The sequence below is a fragment of the Bifidobacterium pluvialisilvae genome, assembly GCF_019331695.1.
Lineage (GTDB): Bacteria > Actinomycetota > Actinomycetes > Actinomycetales > Bifidobacteriaceae > Galliscardovia > Galliscardovia pluvialisilvae.
This window is the reverse complement of the sequence record NZ_JAHBBI010000011.1, coordinates 55308-74877: the sequence shown is the minus strand read 5'-3', so window position 1 is coordinate 74877 and position 19570 is coordinate 55308. Positions and strand designations below refer to the sequence as shown.

Below are 19570 nucleotides of genomic sequence, written 5' to 3'. Positions count from 1 at the left end.
GGGGAGGGCCGGTTGCCTTCGTTCAGTAGGGGAATGGGGGGAGGTCGGTTGCCTTCGTTCGGGATGACAAGAGGCGGCTTTGCCCTTCGTTCAGGATGACGAGGGTGGGCTTCGTCCTTTGCTCAGGATGACGAAAGGGAGAGCCGATCGTTTTTCGTTCAGAGTGACAGGGGGAGGCGGCTGACCTTCGTGTGGAATGACAATCGGTCGCTTCCGCGCGGAATGACGGTCTGTTCGCGGCGTTAGAAACTCTCGCATAGCCGGACTTTTCGGGGGGTGGTATGTCGTTCATCCTTATAGAGGGGTATCCTAGATGAGGATTGGAATCTAGGTTTACGCCGCGACCGGCCTCCTTTCAAGAGGGGGCTGATGGCTTTTCGCCCGTCGCGACGGACAGAAGGGAAAGCCATGGGCTTGAACAGCTTGCCGGCCGTGGATGCGACGACGCGTCGTGTTCGTGCGCGCGGACTGAGAAAGAAGATTATCGGCGTGCTCGCCGCAGTGGCCACCGTCGCCACGATGGGCCTGACCGCCGTCACCGCCAACGCGGCGGATGAAGTCGGTACCGACGCCACCGCCAATGGCAACGTCTATCAGGCGTTGAAATACATGCAGGATTTGAATGAGCTGCGTGCCAGCACCACTCGTCGACCGCTGACCTTGCAGCAGATCGCTGATGCGAAGAATGCGGATAACAACACTACCGTTTACAACGTGTCTAATGTTGCATCTAACTCGGCTGATGGCAGTGCTGTTCCTGCTTTGAAGGTTAACTCCGACATGATGAAGTGGGCGCAGGCTCGTGCTAACGAACTGGCCAAGCAGGGATCTATCAACCATGATGACATCTATAACGGGAAGCCGGATTGGTACAAGTGCAATAGTCCAAGTTTTGCGCAGTGCACAGGAGGGCTGAATCTGGCGGAATCCTCTGAATTCAAGGGCGGATACGTTTTTGGTCCTGAAGCGCTTGCCATCGGATATCCTGATGTGGCTGGATACGAGGACGCGCACAATCCCATCAATAGCTGGTACAGCGAGCTCGACTATGAGATTAAGAATCCGGATGCCTCTGCGTCCGATTTGAGGCAGTGGCGTCAAGGTTATGGCCATTACCTTACCGAGGTGAGCAAGCTTGCCGATATTGCCGGTTTTGGCGTGGCGAAAGTCACAAGTGGCCAGTGGAAGGGGGCGACCGTCTCCGTCTTGGAGATCGGTAACAGCAAGACTGCTCAGGGCGCGACTCAATCTGTCGAGGATGCGCTGAAGGAATACGCGCCCAAGAAGACCATCACCGCCGTTTCGGACGCCACCTTGAATGTGGTATCGAGTACGACCAAGCCGACGGCACAGCTCCCGGCCACGGTGAAGGCCACGTATAGCGATGGCACTTCCGGTAACGTCGACGTGACATGGGACGAAATCCCCAACACGTGGAACGACGACCGCAAGGCGCACACGGTGACGGTTGAAGGCACCGTGGATGGGTACTCGGGGAAGGTCAAGGCTACGCTGAACGTGGCGGCCGCGACTGTGACCAAGGCGACCATCGATGGCACTTCCGCCGAGACCACCATCACCACGCTGTCCGGCACGAATCCGGACAGCCAGCTGCCTGCTCAGGGCAAGGTTGTGTGGTCCAACGGCGATACGACCGACGAGGATATTACGTGGCAGAAGAGCACCGAATCGCAATACGGCAAGCGTGAGGGCGGCAAGTACAACCTCACCGGTGCCATCGCCGGCGAGACCGTCACCGCGCACGTGACCGTCGAAGCGGCTACGGTCACGACCGTGGAAAAGCTCACCGACATCACCGTGACCAAGGGCACGACGCCGACGAATCTCCCGAAGACCGCTCATGTGACGTGGTCCAACGGCGACGAATCCGACGAGAACATTACATGGGATGCCGGCAAGAATCCGGCCGATGCCACGTTTGACACCGTTGGCGATCAGACGTTCACCGGTACCGTTGCCAACACGAACGGCAAGACCGTCACGCTGAAGATTACCGTCGTTGACGCGAAGATTACCAGCGTTGACAACCCGGCTGACATCACCGTGGAATCCGGCATCGATCCGAATCCGCAGATTCAGAAGACAACCGTGAGGGCCACGTTCGACAACGGCACGACCAAGGACGTGGCCGTGACGTGGACGTCCGAAGTCTCCAAGGACATCTGGAACAACCGCGAGGGCGGCGCGACCACGCTTACCGGCAAGGTCGCCAACTACAACGGCACGGTGACGCTGAAGGTCATCGTCAAGCCGGCGACCATCAACGGCGCGACCGTCGACCCGGCCACGCTGAGCACGCCTGCCGGCCTTGACCCGACATCCAAGCTGCCGAAGACCGCCAAGGTCACGTGGTCCAACAACGACACGACCGACGGCACTGTGAAATGGAACGCCATCGACGCCAAGGATTACGCGTCGGTCGGTTCCTTCAGAGCCACCGGCACCGTGACCTCCGAGGGTAAGACCACCACGGTCACACTGCCTATCACCGTGACCTCGGCCGCGGCCGTCAGGGCCACGGCGACCCCTGAATCCGTCGATACTATCGCCACGCACGCGCCTGACCTGACCGGCGTCAACGCGAAGGTGACGTACACCGACGGCACCACGACCACCAACACCGTGGCATGGAACACGCCGACCGCTGGCCAGTACGCACAGGCCGGCTCCTTCGACGTGACCGGCACCGTGCAGCAGACCCAGGTCAAGACCCGCGCGGGCAACGACCTCACCGACATGAACGGCAACCCGCTCACCGTGACTGTGAAGGTCAACGTCAAGGCCCGTGAGATTACCGCCGTGGAGCCGCTCGCCGACCCTGCCATCACCGTCGACTCCGCCAAGACCGCGCCGGCCGACCTGAAGGGCAAGGCGAAGGTCACCTGGAACGATGGCACAATCGAGGAACGCGAGATTGCCCTGACCCTGCCGGAAGGCTGGAACAAGCCGCACACCGCGCACTATGCGACCGCCACCGGCACGACCGACGGCTGGAACAAGCCTGTGGAGTTCACCGTCTCCGTCAAGGCCGCCACCGCCGAATCCGTCGCGGACCCGGCCGACTTCTCCACCGTGGAAGGCAACGTGCCCGCACTGCCGAAGACCGCGGACGTGACGTGGTCCAACGGCGAGACGACCGCCGAAACCGTGACCTGGGATGAACCTGACGACTTCGACAAGCTCTTCGACAAGGCGTCCGATACGCCCGTCACCGTGAAGGGCGAGGTCGCCGGCAAGACCGTGACCGTCAACATCACCGTCACCGCGGCATCCATCGAATCCGTCACCGCGCCGAAGGACGTGACCATCGACGCCGGTCAGACGCCGAACCTGCCCGGTTCCGTCGACGCCAACTTCTCCAACGGCAAGGACGGCCAGGTCTCCGTGAAGTGGAAGACCGACGGCGTCGACTTCTCCAACCGTTCCGGCAAGGACAAGACCGTGACCGTGAAGGGCGAGATCGCCGGCTACAAGGACGGCGTGAGTGTCAACGTCATCATCCACAGCGCCAAGGCCACCAAGGCCGTGGTGAACGGCGGCGACGTGACCATCGAAACCAACTCCGGCACCAAGCCCGCACTGCCCGAGACCGCGACCGTCACCTGGAGCGACAACGGCAAGAATAGCGAGGAGAACATCACGTGGGATGCCTTCGACAAGTGGCAGAACCGTGACGGCGACACGTTCACCGTGAACGGCACGGCCGCCGGCCTGCCGGTCTCCGTAAGCGTGAAGGTGAACAAGGCCACCGTGCTCGACGTGCAGCACGCCGTGACCGTGTCCACCAAGCCCGGCCAGAAGCCCGCACTGCCCACGACCGTGCCCGCCAAGTGGAGCAACGGCGACACCACCAACGAAACCGTGGTGTGGAACAAGATTCCGGCCAAGGATTACGCCACCGCCGGCCAGTTCGAAGTCAAGGGCACCGCGACCGTGGACGGCAAGGTATACGCCGTGACCGCCACCGTCAACGTGAAGAACGCCGAAGTGGTGAAGGTGGAGGACGGTGTCGACATCCCCACCACGGTGGGCAAGGCCCCGCAGCTGCCCGCCACCGTGAAGGTGCATTGGGGCGACAAGACCACCACCGACGTGACCGTCACGTGGAACGACGTTCCTGCCAAGGCCTACGCCAAGGTCGGATCGTTCACCGTCAAGGGCACCGCCATCGTGAACGGCAAGGCATACACGATCACCGCCAACGTGACCGTGAAGCCCGCGGCCGCCGCCACCGGCACCGCCACCACGCCGCAGAGCAACGCGCAGGTGACCACGAACACCAACGGTACGCAGAGTAGCAAGCTCTCGCGCACCGGCGCCGCCATCGGCGCCATCGTGGCCGTGGTCGTCGTGCTGCTCGCCGGTGCGGGCCTGGTCTTCTACATGAAGAGCAAGCGCGCGCACTGATAGGCGATAAGCCGACCGGCTGATGACTGAGTAGGGGAGGGGACGCCATGAAGGCGTCTCCTCCCCTCAGTCGTTCTTCGGCCGGCAGCTCGTCCTGCAATGAGTGACGGGCTTCGCTCGCGCCTTGCTGGCTCGCCTGTCGGCTCGCATTCTACCTGCAAACGCCTCCGTTTGCTTCACGGCAGAATCCTCGGAGAGGGGGAGCCGGGGGTGCCGTGGGCGTTTTCATCTTCTGTCATCCTGAGTGGAGGCTGCGTCCCTCTGTCATCCTGAGTGGAGGCTGCGTCCCTCTGTCATCCTGAGCGGAGCCGCTTGCGGCGTAGTCGAAGGATCTTGCACTGATTGGTGTGCAAGATCCTTCGACTACGGGCTTCGCCCTTCGCTCAGGATGACAGGGACAGGGGTCGCTCGGGATGACGGAAACAGGGGGTCGTGGGCTGTTTCGTTCGGGATGACGAAACGGCGGCCGCAGGTATTCCCGCTCGGGATGACGAAGCGGTGCCTCTCTGATGGACGGGGCTGCATAATTGTCGTTTTGCGTCGTAATCCATGGGAATCGCGGTGTTTTTCGTGGATTGTGTCGCATTTTCGGGGAAAAGCGTCGTGGTCCATCGCGGTCGTCAGTGTCGATGTCGTGAATCGTTGCAATCATGCGGTTCTTGAAATCGTGTCTTCGGGATTTCGATGGACAGTGCTGCATAATCGTCGTTTTGCGTCGTAATCCATGGGGATCGGAGGGGATTTGATGGATTGCGTTGCGTTTTGGGTGGAATGCGGTCGAGTCCATTGCGGGGAGGACGATCGGGGAGGGGGAGCTGGCGCGCGCAGCGTAACCGAAGAGGAGTTGTTTCAGTGGTGTTTCCTTTTGTCATCCTGAGCGGAGCCGCTTGCGGCGTAGTCGAAGGATCTTGGACTGATTGGTGTGCAAGATCCTTCGACTTCGGGCTTCGCCCTTCGCTCAGGATGACAGCCGGGGGAGGGCCGGTTGCCTTCGCTCAGGATGACAATATACAGTCGCTTGGCTCCCCTCATGATTGAGGGGAGCTGGCCGCCGGAGGTGGCCTGAGGGGAGTTGGGCGAACCGGCTGTGCAGGCTGTGGTCTCGCGCTCGATAGATCGCGCTCGCATCGCCTACAGACAGTCCACTGGACTGTCTGCTTAACGGCTCAGCCCCCGCTGGCGGGGGCTGGCTCGGCGTAGCAGAGACTGGGGGTGGTTGGGTGCCTCCACAGCAGCCTGCCATCCCACGCCGTACAATCGTAGGAAGTTGGAAAACGACGAATCGGGAGAAACAGGAGACCATGAGCGAGAACATCACGCCGTTCTACGACGTCGACCGCACCTATGAGGACAACTACGCCTACGGGCCGTTCGGCGCCTTCGCCGAAACGCTCGGCGGCGACGCCAAGGACGGCGTCTCCGACGATCAGGCTGCCCGTGCGGTGAAGGAATCCGCCGTCAACGCCGACGAATCCGCCACCGAACCCAAGGAATCGTTCTTCGGCATCCCCGTCAACCTGCCGTTCGGCATCCCCGCCGGCCCGCTGCTCAACGAACGCTTCACCACGGCCGCGTTCCGCATGGGCTTCGACCTCGCCGTCTACAAAACCGTCCGCTCGCGCGCATGGGGATGCAACCCGTTCCCCAACGTGCTCGCCGTGCACCCCAAATCCGACGACGGCATCCTCACCCCCAACAGCGACGAATGCGACGACGGCGTGCTCGCCGACCATCGCTTCGCAACGCCCATCTCCATCTCCAACTCGTTCGGCGTGCCCTCGCAGGACCCCGACGTCTGGCAGCCCGACATGCAGCGCGCCATGGAACGCGCCGGCAAGGGCCAGCTGCTCGTCCCCAGCTTCCAAGGCTCCCGCCACGACGGCATGACCGCCGCCGAATACGTGGCCGACCACGTCACCACCGCGCACCTCGTCATGGAAACCGGCGCCAAGGTGATGGAGATGAACACCAGCTGCCCCAACGAAGGCCACAACCGCCTGCTGTGCCACGCGCCCGACCAGGTCTCCACAATCACCGAAGCCGTCAAAAACGAGATCGGTGATACGCCGCTCATCATCAAACTCGCGTATCTGCCCAACGACGAGGACCTCGAATACATGGTGCGCGTGACCGCCGGCCGCGGCCTCGTCCAAGGCTTCTCCACCATCAACACCATCTCCGCCAAACTCGTCGACGACCACGGCAACCAGGCGCTGCCGGGCGCGGGACGCGACCGCAGCGGCGTCTGCGGAGCCGCCATCAAACCGTCCGGACTCGACATGGTCCGCCGACTCGCCGCCCTTCGCGAACGACTCGGCCTCGACTACGGCATCGTCGGCGTCGGCGGCGTCACCACGCCAGCCGACTACGACGAATACCGGACCGCCGGCGCGGACGCCGTCATGAGCGCGACCGGCGCCATGTGGGATCCGTTCCTCGCAAGGCAGATCAAGCAGGCGTGAATCGGATGGCCGACGACGGTGGATATCGGTCGTCGTCGGCCGATGATTCCACGGCCGACGACGGTCCCGGCGACGTATTCCCGACTTAGCCACGGGCGATTTCACCGAGTCGCCACACCGCATATGGCAGACTATATGTAGTCTTTTTCGTCAGCGATGATATACATCCATGACGAACGAATTGAAGGAGAAGTTCGTGAACCCTGAGAATGATGTGTTGCGCGTCGTCGGCGGCAAACCGCTCAACGGCAAAATCAAGGTGCGTGGCGCCAAGAACTTCGTCAGCAAGGCGATGGTCGCCGCCCTGCTCGCACCGGGCGCGTCGGTGCTGAAGAACGTTCCCGAGATTCGCGACGTGCACGTGGTCTCCGACCTGCTGCGACTCCACGGCGTGCACGTGAACGTCGACGGGGCGGAAGGCATCGTCACCATCGACGCCTCCCACGTCGAACTCGCCAACGTGGCCGACGTCGACACGCTCTCCGGCTCCTCGCGCATCCCGATCCTGTTCTCCGGACCGCTGCTGCACCGCCTCGGCGAAGCGTTCATCCCCGCGCTCGGCGGATGCAACATCGGCGGCCGACCCATCGACTTCCACCTCGAAACGTTGCGCAAACTCGGCGCCAACGTCGACAAGGAACACAAGGACGGCATCCACATCACCGCGCCCAACGGCCTGCACGGCGCCAAAATCCACCTGCCGTACCCGTCCGTCGGCGCCACCGAGCAGACGCTGCTCGCCGCCGTGCTCGCCGACGGCAAGACCGAACTCTCCGGCGCCGCCATCGAACCCGAGATCATGGACCTCGTGGCCGTGCTGCAGAAAATGGGCGCCATCATCTCCGTGGACGTCGACCGCACCTTCCGCATCGAAGGCGTCAAGGAACTCAAAGGCTATACGCACACCTCGCTGACCGACCGCATCGAAGCCGCCTCCTGGGCGTCCGCCGCGCTCGCCACCCACGGCGACATCTTCGTCAAAGGCGCCACCCAGCCCGAAATGATGACCTTCCTCAACGTGTTCCGCAAAGTCGGCGGCGAATTCGACGTCACCGACAAAGGCATCCGCTTCTGGCATCCGGGCGGCGACCTCAAGCCCGTCGCCATCGAAACCGACGTGCATCCCGGCTTCATGACCGACTGGCAGCAGCCGCTCGTCGTGGCCCTCACCCAGGCCAAGGGACTCTCCATCGTGCACGAAACCGTATACGAGAACCGATTCGGCTTCACCAAGCCGCTCGTGCAGATGGGCGCCACCGTGCAGCTCTACCGCGAATGCCTCGGCTCCCTGCCCTGCCGCTTCCAGCAGCGCAACTACAAGCATTCCGCCGTGATCTTCGGACCCACCCCGCTCACCGGGCGCGACATCGACGTGCCCGACCTGCGCGGCGGATTCTCCCACCTCATCGCCGCGCTCGCGGCCAAGGGGCCGTCCACCGTGCGCGGCATCTCCCTCATCGACCGCGGATACGCGGACTTTAGGGGGAAGCTCGCCGCCCTAGGCGCCGACTTCGAGTAAAAAACGGAGGACGGAGCGTTCTCGGCGTTGCATAAGGGTCGACGTACTGTTGTACGCCTTCCCCTTGTGCGCCTTGAGACCGCACGCGTCCTCCGTTTTTTACGGGTGCCGAGACGGAGTGTCTTCGGCGTGGCTCCTCGGTCGACGTACTGTTGTACGCCTTCCTCCTGTGTGCCTTGAAGCCGCACGCATCTCACCGATTTTTTGGTTACGCTGTGGAGCGTGGCGGGATGACGGTAAGGATCTGCTTGGCTCCCCTCATGATTGAGGGGAGCTGGCCGCCGAAGGCGGACTGAGGGGAGTTGACCGGACCGGCTGTGCGGTGCGTCGCTCCCCTCAGTCAGCTGTCGCTGACAGCTCCCCTCCGTCGGGAGGGGAGCCGAGCTGCTGTGCACGTTTTTTCTCTGTCATCCTGAGCGGAGCCGCTTGCGGCGTAGTCGAAGGATCTTGGGGCGGCGGGGGTGGAAGATCCTTCGGCTCCGGGCTTCGCCCTTCGCTCAGGATGACAGGGAGAAAGCCGCGTTTCTTCCTTCGGGATGACTGGGAGAAAGCCGCCGTGTTCTAAAGTCGTGACCGTTGCGGCACAATAGAAGGCATGGCATCCAAAGGAAAACCGTCGCCGCGTTCCGCGGTCAAGCCGCTGAGTGACGCGCGCGTCGCCGAACTCGCGAAACGGCATCATCTCGTCGACCCGATGCGTGACCTCCCGACCGGGCCGAAGCGCAAGGCCAACATCCCGGAGATCAACGCGCAGAACCCCAAGGGCACGAAACGTCTGCTCACGGGCGTCGACGTCGTCTTCAACGCCAGCTGCCGCACCCGCGCGTGGGGACTCGACAACATCCCCGAAACCGGCCCGTTCATCACCGCCGCCTCGCACGTGACCATGTTCGACGTGTTCGTGCCCATGGCCAGCCTGTTCCACATGGGCCGCCGCCCGCGGTACATGGCCAAGGCCGAGATGGCCAAATGGCCGCTCATCGGCAAATGGTTCCAGCTCGTCGGCATGCAACCCGTCCAACGCCACTCCGGCAAGGCCAAGCAGATCGAGGAGACCTCCATCGACATCCTCACCTCCGGCCGACCGCTCACCGTCTGGCCGGAAGGCACCGTCACCCGCGACCCGCAGAAATGGGTGATGAGCATCAAGGAGGGCGCGGCCTACATCGCGCTCGAATCCTCCCGCCGCCTCGGCCATCAGGTGCCGCTGTTCTGCGCCGCCACCTGGGGCGCCGCCTCCATCAACCACTGGTGGCCATGGCCGCGCAAGAACGTCGTCATGTGCTACGATCACCAGCTCGACTACGCGGACCTGCTCGAAGACATGGACTCCTGGGGCGAGGAGCCGCCGGCCGAAGCCGTGGACGCGCTCAAATGGCGCATGTTCACCCGACTCAACGAACTCCTCGAAGAGATTCGCGGCGAAAGATTCCCCAAGGCGGGCTACTGGGACTACCGCACCATGAAGCGCGTGCCCCTCGACTGACCAACCGAACGCCATATGTGACCGGGCGACGGTGCGTGACCGGGCATACGTGACCGGGTGCACTTGGGCATCATCCGTGACCGGGCACACCTGCACTCGGTCACGCACTGCAACAAACGTTGCAATTTCAACGTTTTTGTCATGGCGTGACCGGGTGCACGTGCACCGGGTCACATAATCCACCCCCAAAGTCAGGCCCTTGGATACAATATCCGTGTTTGCCTAGGCAGCCATCCGCCGGTCGTCATCTCCGACGTGCTGCCCATTCCGGCATATTTCTGATACACGAGAGAGAACGAGATCCAAGGACCTGCTGTGGAATACTCACTTATGACCAAACTGGCCGCCGAATTCGTCGGCACCGCCATCCTCATGATCTTCGGAAACGGCGCCGTCGCGAACGTCGAACTGAAGAACACCAAGGGCCATCACGCCGGCTGGCTGAACATCGCCATGGGCTACGGCTTCGGCGTCATGTTCCCCGTGCTCATGTTCGGCGGCGTCTCCGGTGCGCACATCAACCCGGCCATGACGCTCGCGCAGGCCATCATGGGCATGTTCCCGTGGGCCGACGTCGTGCCGTACATCGTCGCCCAGCTGCTGGGTGCGGCAGTCGGCCAGCTCGTCGTCTACGTCACGTACTACCCGCACTACCGCGACACCGAGGACGCCGAAGCCATCTTCGCCACGTTCTCCACCACCGACGCCGAGAATTCCAAGGTCAACTACTTCCTCAACGAGTTCTTCGGCACGCTCGTGCTCGTGCTCGGCGCCCTGTGCTGCCTGCTGCTGCCGTGGGGTGCAAAGGACCTCGCCGCCGCATCCATCGTCGTCGGCTTCATCGTGTGGGGTCTCGTGACCTCGCTCGGCGGCGCCACCGGCCCTGGCCTGAACCCGGCCCGCGACCTCATGCCCCGCCTCCTGCACCAGATCCTGCCGATTCCGGCGAAGGGCTCGTCCCGCTGGAACGAGGCGTGGATTCCGGTCGTGGCCCCGATCGCGGGCGCCATCGTCGGCGCGTTCCTCTACAAGGTGCTGTTCGCCGCCTGATATTGGCCTGAGATATTGGCACGGTTCGTTCCCCGATGGTCGTCAAGAGGAGGCGAACCGTCGGATGCGTCGATAACGCGATAACGCGATAACGCGATAACGGAGGATTCGTATCGTCGTTGCGTCGCCGGTACACTACAGGCGTGGGAAAACGTAACGAACGCAACGAACTCAACGACGGCAATATCATCGCCCGCCCGGTCGTGGGAAGGCTTGCGCCTTCGCCGACCGGGCGCATGCATATCGGCAACGTCTACGCGGCGCTCGCCGCATGGCTGAGCGCGCGTTCCGCCGGCGGCCGGCTGATGCTGCGCATCGAGGACATCGACACCCCCCGCGTCCGTCCCGATGCCGACCGGTGGATCATGGACGATTTCGCTTGGCTCGGTCTTGAATGGGACGGCGACCCCGTCTACCAGTCCCAACGCGGCGACCTTTACGACCAGGCGCTCCACGATTTGCGTGAGCGTGGCCTCATCTACCCATGCTTCTGCTCGCGCGCCGAGATTCGCGCCGCATCCGCCCCGCAGGAGGGCGACGGCTACGTCATCTATCCCGGCACGTGCGCGCGCCTCGATGCGGACGAACGCGAGGCGCGTCTCGCCGCCGGCAAGCGTCATTCGTGGCGTTGCCGCCTGCCGCGGCGCGCAATCGAATTCGACGATACGATATACGGTCCGCAACGATATGACCTCGCCCGCCAGATCGGCGACACCGTGCTGCGGCGTTCCGACGGGCTGTACGCCTATCAGTTGGCCGTCACCGTCGACGACCTGACGATGGGGGTAAATGACGTCGTCCGTGGGCGCGATTTGTTGCGATCGACGGCCCTTCAGCTGTGGATACGGTCGATGCTTACGCCAGAAGATGTGGATAGCGTGCATAATTCTGGGGATTTTGGCCAGCAAAACGCAAGTTCTGGGGATATTGCCTTTACCCACCTCCCCCTTATCGACGATCCACACGGCAAACGTCTCGCCAAACGCGACCGCGCCCTCGACCTCGGCGTCCTGCGCGAGGAGGGCGTGTCCGCCGAACGGATCATCGGCTACTGTGCGTGGCTGCTGCGGCTCGTGCCCGAGCCCGCGCCGATGACACCGGACGACGTGCTGGCCGACTTCTCGTGGAACGCCCTGCGCGACGACCATGCCGACCGCCCATGCGACCTCGACGCATTGCGTGGCAAAACCCGGTAAAACCGATACGGGGGTTGGGTGTTCATTCGAAACGTGGAATAATCAGATGGTTGTTGGCAACGTTGTTGGCATTGCCGTTGCATCGGATGGGAGGCGCTATGGCACGGGGCTCGCATAGGGCACGTCACGTCAGGGCCGCATCACGTGGGGGGCGTTCTGCGACGACGATGGGCGAGATGTCGCCGCAACGTGGGACCGGTGCCGGTGCCGCCGATGCGGGCCCCGAAACGGCAGGTTCGGCGGCGGTCGCCGGTTCGGTCGCAACCGACGGCTCGACCACGGCGGTGCATCCATCCTTCGCCGACGCCATCGACATCTCCGACATCAGGGACGAACGCCGCGCCCTGCGCCGTCGTCTCATCGGACTGCGCATCGTCAGCATCGTGCTGCTGCTCGCCGCCGTCTGCGTGGCCGGGTTCCCCATCGCCCTGCAATACCAGTCGTCGCGACGGCTATCGCAGACGTCGTCGAACGCCGCCCAGCAGGTGGCGGAGTGGCCGTATCCGCAGGCCAAGAACGCGCTCGCCGCGGCCCGCGCCTACAACGAGAAGCTTGCGAAATCCGGCCAGCCCGTGCTCGGCGAGGCCGTGGATCCGTTCACCAATGCGGCCGGCGGCAGCAAGGCGAAGAGCGAGGATTCCGCCGCCGCGAAGGACAAGACGTACCAATCGCTGCTCGACTCCGGCAACGGCGTTATGGGCACGATAAAGATTCCCAAGATATCCGTCGACCTGCCGATATACCACGGCACGTCGGAGGAGGCGCTGGCCTCCGGGGCGGGACATCTGTACGGCACGTCGCTGCCGGTCGGCGGCAAGTCTACGCATTCGGTGATCACCGGCCACCGCGGTCTCGTCGAGGCGCTGATGTTCACCAGGCTCGACGAGATGCGTAACGGCGACTTCTTCTACATCGAGGTCATGGGCGAGACCATCGGATACCGCGTGGACCGCATCAGCGTCATCAAACCGACCGACACGTCCAAACTCAGGATCACGCCCGGCGAGGATCGCGTGACGCTCATGACGTGCACGCCATACGGCGTCAACACGCATCGACTGCTCGTCTCCGGTCATCGTGTGGCCATCCCCATCCCCGCGCCGTACCCCAACGACGTGCACGACGCACGGACGCTGGCGCTGCTCGCAGGTCTGGGCACGCTGATCCCCGGATGGTTCCTCGTCTCGGTGCTGCGGCGGATTCGTCGCATGCCGTGGAGGGCCATGCACCACGCCGCGCTATGGCCGCAGCGGTGGTGAACGGGCGTCCGGATTCACAAATCCGTCGGTTGAGCGTCTGGGCCCGCGAGTCCGTTCGTTGAGCGTCTGGGCCCACCAGTCTGTTCGTTGAGAGTCTGCGCCCACCAGTCTGTTCGTAGTGAGTGTTCGGGCCAGCGGTCCGTTCGTAGTGAGTGTTCGGACCCACAAATCTGTTCGTGGCGGTCGTCTGGGTCCACAAATCCGTCGGCGGTGAGCGTCTCTGGACCAGCGGTCCGTTCGTGGTGAGCGTCTGGACCCACAAGTCCGTCGGCTGAATTGGGTTTGTGGGTCTGCCGGCTTGTGGCGTGGAGTTTTGTGGGTCTGCCGGGTCGTGGGACTGGGTTTGTGGGTCTGGCCCGTTCATTTACCGTGGGTCAAGTCGTTCATCTGCGGGTTTGTGGGTCTGGAGTATACGTGAAGAGGCCGGAATTCGCGTCCTCGTGAACGTTCCGGCCCACTTTCGGATTTTTGAGACCTTCTGGACCCACGAATCCATCAGTGGTGAGCGTCTGGACCCACAAATCCATTAGATGGTGAGTGTTCGGACCCACAAGTCCGTTGATGGCGAACGATTTCGCCCACAAACGTCGTCGATGGCACTACTATTACGATGCAGATACCGTGAATACGCGGACGTCCGCGAATGGCGTGACGTCCCGAAACGCCCGGTCGAGGAACCGTCCTGCAGACGTCCGGCCGGCTATACGTACGACACAACGCCGCGCGGCCCGGCCGCGAGACCGCTACCGACAAAAGGGATGACAATGGTCGCATACATGGATCACAAGAACCTCGCCAACGAGACAATCGATGACGCCCGCGCACGCAGCATCGCCGACGGCGTACACCGCGTCCTCGACGGCATCGCCGAAGCGGAATCCAAGGCGGGGCGCACGTCCGGCGAAGTCCGCCTGCTCGCCGCCACCAAGACGCGCGACGTCGGCGAGATCATGGCCGCCATCGACGCCGGCGTCCGTATGATAGGCGAGAACCGCCCGCAGGAAGTGGACGTCAAGACCGCCGGCCTGACCCGCCTGTGCATGGACCGCGGCTATGCGCTCGGCACCGCCGCCGACGCCTCCGGCCATGACCTCGTCCCGCTGCCGTTCCACCTTATCGGACAGCTGCAGTCCAACAAGATCAACAAAGTGCTGCCGTACGTGACGACCATCGAATCCGTCGACCATCTCTCGCTTGCGCAGAAAATCTCGAAACGAGCCGAAGCTCGCGGCATCACCGTCGGCGTATTGCTTGAGGTCAACGAATCCGGAGAGGAATCGAAATCCGGCTGCGAGCCCGATGAGGCCATCGACCTGGCCGGCGCCATCGCCGCATTGCCAGGGCTGCGCCTCGAAGGACTTATGACCATCGGCGCCCATGTGGACGACGAGACGACCATCCGCCGCGGATTCGCCCACCTGCGCGAGACCCGCGACGCGCTGCTTGCCACCGGCGACGCCGCGCTCGTCAACGCCCGCGAGCTCTCCATGGGCATGACCCACGACATGGCCTATGCCATCGAGGAAGGTTCGACCATCGTGCGCGTGGGCACCGCCATCTTCGGCGAACGCGCCTTCATCTGACGGCGGTCGGTCGGCATCCGACGGCGCGGTTCACCGTTTCGTTACCGAAGATTCAGATTTCCGACACTCCGGGGCGGGCGCAACCCATAATATTCTCGTAATAATTATTCCCGCCCCTCGGGGGTGCATTATGTAAGCGGATTTTACATATCGCACCGGTTTCGTATAATAAGCGGGTGGGGGGGGGCTTCTCCTCGGAATGTGGGTGCGTCCCAAATGATGAACGTATACTACAGCATCGTCATGTATTATATGGGATTCAGTCGGGGTTCGACATCGTCGAACATCTGGAAATCGTACGATAAGCGCCCCGTTCGAGACACTGCCTCCGAACAATGTCCCTAACGGTGTCGGAGCGCGATCGGCATGGTACGACGCGCATCGGAAACCGTTGACGAGCATTGGTATGCAACGATATCGATGCCGCGTCCCCCGCGTGACGTGATGGTTTTGGTCGGGCGGGCGGCGTCTGGCGGAGGCTGCCGGTGAGCGGACCGGCATACAACGGAAAAACGAGGTGTGGCATGGTGACCAGGAACGGCAAGTTCACTCGCAAGGAAATCGCGTACCTTCGGTCGTTGCCGGCGGTGGCAAGTGTGGTCGACGAACGCATCACCTATTCGGAGACCTTCAAATACCATTGCATGGAACGATACGCCCACGGGGAGTCGCCGGTGCAGATTTTCCGCGACTCCGGGCTCGACTCCAGCCTGATCGGATACAAGCGCATCGAACGATGCATCGCGCGGTGGCGTCGCACCGTGCTGCCGCGCGTGAGCGGCGTGGACGCCTCGCAGGTCAAGGGGCACAAGCCGGGACGCCGACCCGGTTCCACGAATCTGCGCACGCGGAACCCCAATGATTCCGCGGCGCTGCGCGAGATGCTGCTCACCGCGCAGCTGCAGCGGCTCGACAAGCTCGAACGCGAGATCCGCGACCTGCGCGTCCAGATGCAGCAGGAGCTGGACCGTACGCGCGAGGAGGCCAAGGCCGAACTCGCCGCCGCGGAGACCGGGGGCGCTGAGCCGGGGATCGAGTCCGGGGCATCGCGACCGGCCGCGGACGTCGTCGCGGAGGATCCGGCCCGCGGCGAGTGAGACGCGAGTGCGAGCCGGGTGAGACGCCGGGCGCGGCGGCACCGGGCTCGGAGGCGATCGGCCGCCGCCGGCCGCCTCCGAGCCCGTCCACGCGGTCGGACTACACTATGCGTATGAGAATCGCACGTTTTTCCATCAACGACAAGCCGCAGTACGCCTTCGTGCAGACCGACGCCAACGACGGCAAGGACTACCTCGTCGCCCTCGACGGATTCCCGCTGGGCGCGGCCGAGGTCAAGCCCACTGGCCAGCGTTACGCGCTCGACACCGAGGGGCTGCGTCTGCTCGCCCCCATCATCCCGTCCAAGGTGTTCGGCCTCGCCAAGAACTATCAGGCCCACACCGAATTCATGGCCAACAAGGGCCTTTCCGACATCAAGGTCGCGCCCGAGGAGATGGTCATCTTCACCAAGCCGTCCACGTCGGTCATCGGCCCCGACGACCCCATCGTGCTGCCGTCGTACTCCAACGACATGAACTTCGAACCCGAAGTGGCCGTCGTCATCGGACGCATCGCCAAGAACGTGCCCGTCGAAAAAGCCATGGACTACGTGCTCGGCTACACCTGCGTCAACGACGTGACGCTGCGCGACATCCAGGGCCTCGACCCCATGTGGACGCGCGCCAAGGGCTTCGACACCTCCTGCCCGCTCGGCCCCTGGATTCAGACCGATCTCGACTGGACCGACACCAGGATCGGATTCTCGCTCAACGGCGAGGTCGTGCCCGAGGCCGCCGGCTCCACCGCCGGACTCATCCACTCGATCCCGGCGCAGATCGCCGCGATCTCCTCCTTCTCCACGCTGCTGCCCGGCGACGTCATCCTCACCGGCACGCCCAACGCGTCCGGCACGCTGCACCCCGGCGACGAGGCCATCGTGCATGTCGAAGGCATCGGCGACCTGCGCAACGTGGCCGTGCGCGATTAGGCAGACGGTGCGACGCATCGTACGGAACGCCTCCCCCGGGAGGTGTTCCGTCGTATCGGCGAGTCACGAAATCGGCGAGTGTCGTCGTATTGGCGAGTCGTACGGACGCCCGTCGAATGACTTCATCAGACGGCCTTGTCGAACAATCCTATATATAATTGACGCGCTTGAACGCCAATGTGTGGCAAACCGGGAGCATGGCCGGGAATCGGCGGCCTCCGGGGGCATTGGGCGGGCGGACCCAGGGACCTCCGTATCGTTTTCTGCCCGAAATCCGCTGAAAAATCAGGCATTCCCAGAGAACGGTAGTGAAGAAGATCTAGGGAAATCGAATCATCATGACTCATGGTTTTGCTTCAGCAATCCGCAGGAATCTTCGTAAGGTCGTAGCCGTGGCGGGCGCCGCGGCCATGGCGTTCTCGCTCGCCGCATGCGGCTCCACGAACGCCGACTCGTCCGGCTCCGACGGCAATCTCAAAAAGGTCACGTTCATGCTCTCCTGGGCGCCCGACACCAACCACATCGGCGTCTACGTCGCCAAGAACAAGGGCTACTTCAAGGACGCCGGGCTCGACGTCGACATCGTCGCCGTGGCGCAGGCCGGCGCCGAACAGGCCGTGAACAACGGCGTCGCCGACTTCGCCCTCTCCAACATGACCAACACCGCCGACTACAGCCTCAAGGGCGCCACCATCAAGCAGGTCATGCAGGTGCAGCAGAAGCCGAGCGCCATCTGGTGCGCGCTCGCCAGCAACAAGAGCATCAAGTCGCCGAAGGACCTCGACGGCAAGACCTTCGCCACGTTCGGCTCCAACGAGTCCGACGCCGTGGTGCGCCGCATGATCCAGTTCGACGGCGGCAAGGGCAAGTTCGACAAGGTGACCGCCGGCACCAACACGTTCCAGACGCTCAGCTCCGGCAAGGCCGACTTCGGCGGCTTCTACGCCACCTGGGAGGGTGTGCAGGCCGACATGTACGGTCCGAAGCTCAACTGCTTCACCGAGCCCGACTACGGCGTGCCCGGCAACGCCGACTCCATCGGCATCATCACCAGCGACAAGACCATCAAGAACAACCCCGAACTGGTGAGGAAGTTCGTGCAGGCCTCGCAGAAGGGCTACGAGTACGCGTACTCCAACCCCGACGACGCCGCGAAGATCCTCGTGAAGGAGGCGCCCGACGCCAACCTCAAGGAGGACTTCGTCAAGAAGAGCATGCATGTGATCGTCGACGGCAAGTACTGGGGCGATCCGGCGAAGATCAAGGACGGTTCGTTCGTCCTCGGCACCAACGACTTCGTCGAGACGCAGAAGTACTTCGACTTCCTCAACGAGTCGCACACCTACACCGACGCCAAGGGCAACGCGGTGAACACCGCGCCCAAGGCCAAGGACGTCGCCACCAACGAGTTCCTCGCCAAGTAGCGAATCCGATCCGACCCCGCTGATGCGGGGACTGAAGAATGGGCCGCCGCCCGGTTTTCACGCCGTGCGGCGGCTCTTCCTATACGCCTGTGTCTATCGTTGGCCTTTCCGTGCCGTGCCTGCCCTGCGCCCGATTCCGTGCCTACGCCACGGGCAGCACGGCGTGCAGGGCGGTCATGGCGACGAGGCTGATGACGGCCGTGGCCGTAAGCGAGAAGCCGGCGAGCTTGGCGTTGCCGGTGAGCGAATCCGTGAACTTCGTGGAGAATATGGTGATCGGCGAGAACGCGGCCAGCGTGAGAATCTCGCGGATGTGCAGCGGGAACGGCATGAGATACCAGGCGCCCAGCGCGATGAACACACTGAACACCGCGCGCCACGCGATGACCTTCAGCAGTTCGATGCGGTCCTTGCGCACGCTCGGGATCTCCATCATCAGGCCGATCATCGCCATCGTGCAGAACGCGTTCGCATTGGCGAACGGCGTGATGAGCGTGACTATCGGCTGCGGGATGGTGATGTGCGCGAACATGAACACCAGCATGAGCATGTAGATGTCGAACGAGATGGAGCCGAGAAAGTCGCGCGCGATGTTGCGCAGCCGCAGGATCAGCGGCAGCGCCTTGAAGTTCTCGTCCATATGCAGCAGCGTGCGCGTGATGGTGAGCGCGCCGGCGGTGGCGACCATCGCGTTGCCGATATCCATCATGATGACCGGCAGGCCCGCCGAGGGCCCCATGAACGTCTGGATGACCGGCAGGCAGAACGCGCCGAGGTTCAGGCCCGAGGCGTTGAGCATCTGGAAGGCGCGGTACTGCTTCTCGTCGCGGAACGAGCCGAAGTACACGAGGAACAGCGGCACCAGGCAGCAGATGAAGCCGAACAGCACGATCCACAGCATGCGCATGTCATGCTTGTTCGTGGCGAACGACATGATGATGGCGCACGGCAGCGTCATGTTGAACACGAGCCCCTGCGCCACCTTGTAGTCGCGCTCGCCGAAGACGTGCAGATGCTTGAGCAGATAGGCGCCGATGATGACCAGCAGCAGCGCGCCGGATTTGAAAACCATGCTTCTCTCGAATCGTGTGAATCGTATCGGATTGCGATCGTGGCCGTTTGCCGGACGCCGGATAC

The 19570-nt window shown here is 63.1% G+C and carries 12 protein-coding genes; 11 read left to right on the top strand and 1 reads right to left on the bottom strand.

The features are described from left to right. Positions 1 to 408: 408 nt before the first annotated feature. From KIH77_RS09185 to KIH77_RS09135, 11 genes are all read left to right on the top strand, one after another. Entirely contained in the window at positions 409 to 4428 is a 4020-nt protein-coding gene (locus KIH77_RS09185) for an Ig-like domain-containing protein (protein WP_219101189.1), read from the top strand. A 1301-nt stretch (positions 4429 to 5729) separates the two neighbouring features. After that, complete coding sequence (locus KIH77_RS09180) at positions 5730 to 6890, top strand: beta/alpha barrel domain-containing protein (protein ID WP_219101187.1); 1161 nt, start codon at positions 5730 to 5732, stop codon at positions 6888 to 6890. Between the two features lie 169 nt (positions 6891 to 7059). Beyond that, positions 7060 to 8409 carry a UDP-N-acetylglucosamine 1-carboxyvinyltransferase gene (murA, locus tag KIH77_RS09175; protein WP_219101185.1) on the top strand — a complete coding sequence of 450 codons (1350 nt, stop codon included), beginning with the start codon at positions 7060 to 7062 and terminating at the stop codon, positions 8407 to 8409. A gap of 595 nt (positions 8410 to 9004) precedes the next feature. Next, positions 9005 to 9895, top strand: a complete 891-nt coding sequence (locus KIH77_RS09170; protein WP_219101183.1) for a lysophospholipid acyltransferase family protein — start codon at positions 9005 to 9007, stop codon at positions 9893 to 9895. A gap of 315 nt (positions 9896 to 10210) precedes the next feature. Then, entirely contained in the window at positions 10211 to 10945 is a 735-nt protein-coding gene (locus KIH77_RS09165; RefSeq protein ID WP_219101181.1) for an MIP/aquaporin family protein, read from the top strand. Between the two features lie 143 nt (positions 10946 to 11088). Beyond that, positions 11089 to 12141 carry a tRNA glutamyl-Q(34) synthetase GluQRS gene (gluQRS, locus tag KIH77_RS09160; RefSeq protein WP_308283340.1) on the top strand — a complete coding sequence of 351 codons (1053 nt, stop codon included), beginning with the start codon at positions 11089 to 11091 and terminating at the stop codon, positions 12139 to 12141. 176 nt (positions 12142 to 12317) lie between these two features. Then, a complete protein-coding gene (locus tag KIH77_RS09155; RefSeq protein ID WP_219101179.1) occupies positions 12318 to 13400 on the top strand; it encodes a class C sortase in 1083 nt (360 codons plus the stop codon). 764 nt (positions 13401 to 14164) lie between these two features. Continuing rightward, complete coding sequence (locus tag KIH77_RS09150; RefSeq protein ID WP_219101177.1) at positions 14165 to 14983, top strand: YggS family pyridoxal phosphate-dependent enzyme; 819 nt, start codon at positions 14165 to 14167, stop codon at positions 14981 to 14983. Between the two features lie 524 nt (positions 14984 to 15507). Continuing rightward, on the top strand, positions 15508 to 16080 hold the full coding sequence (locus KIH77_RS09145; RefSeq protein WP_219101175.1) for an HTH domain-containing protein: 573 nt from the start codon (positions 15508 to 15510) through the stop codon (positions 16078 to 16080). 113 nt (positions 16081 to 16193) lie between these two features. Continuing rightward, positions 16194 to 17009: a fumarylacetoacetate hydrolase family protein gene (locus tag KIH77_RS09140; RefSeq protein WP_219101173.1), complete on the top strand. Its 816-nt coding sequence runs from the start codon at positions 16194 to 16196 to the stop codon at positions 17007 to 17009. Positions 17010 to 17419: 410 nt separating this feature from the next. Then, positions 17420 to 18433, top strand: coding sequence for an ABC transporter substrate-binding protein (locus KIH77_RS09135; RefSeq protein ID WP_372445393.1), 1014 nt, complete (start codon positions 17420 to 17422; stop codon positions 18431 to 18433). A gap of 142 nt (positions 18434 to 18575) precedes the next feature. Here KIH77_RS09135 and KIH77_RS09130 read toward each other — a convergent pair whose 3' ends face one another. Next, entirely contained in the window at positions 18576 to 19505 is a 930-nt protein-coding gene (locus tag KIH77_RS09130; RefSeq protein WP_163199888.1) for an AEC family transporter, read from the bottom strand. Positions 19506 to 19570 lie beyond the last annotated feature (65 nt).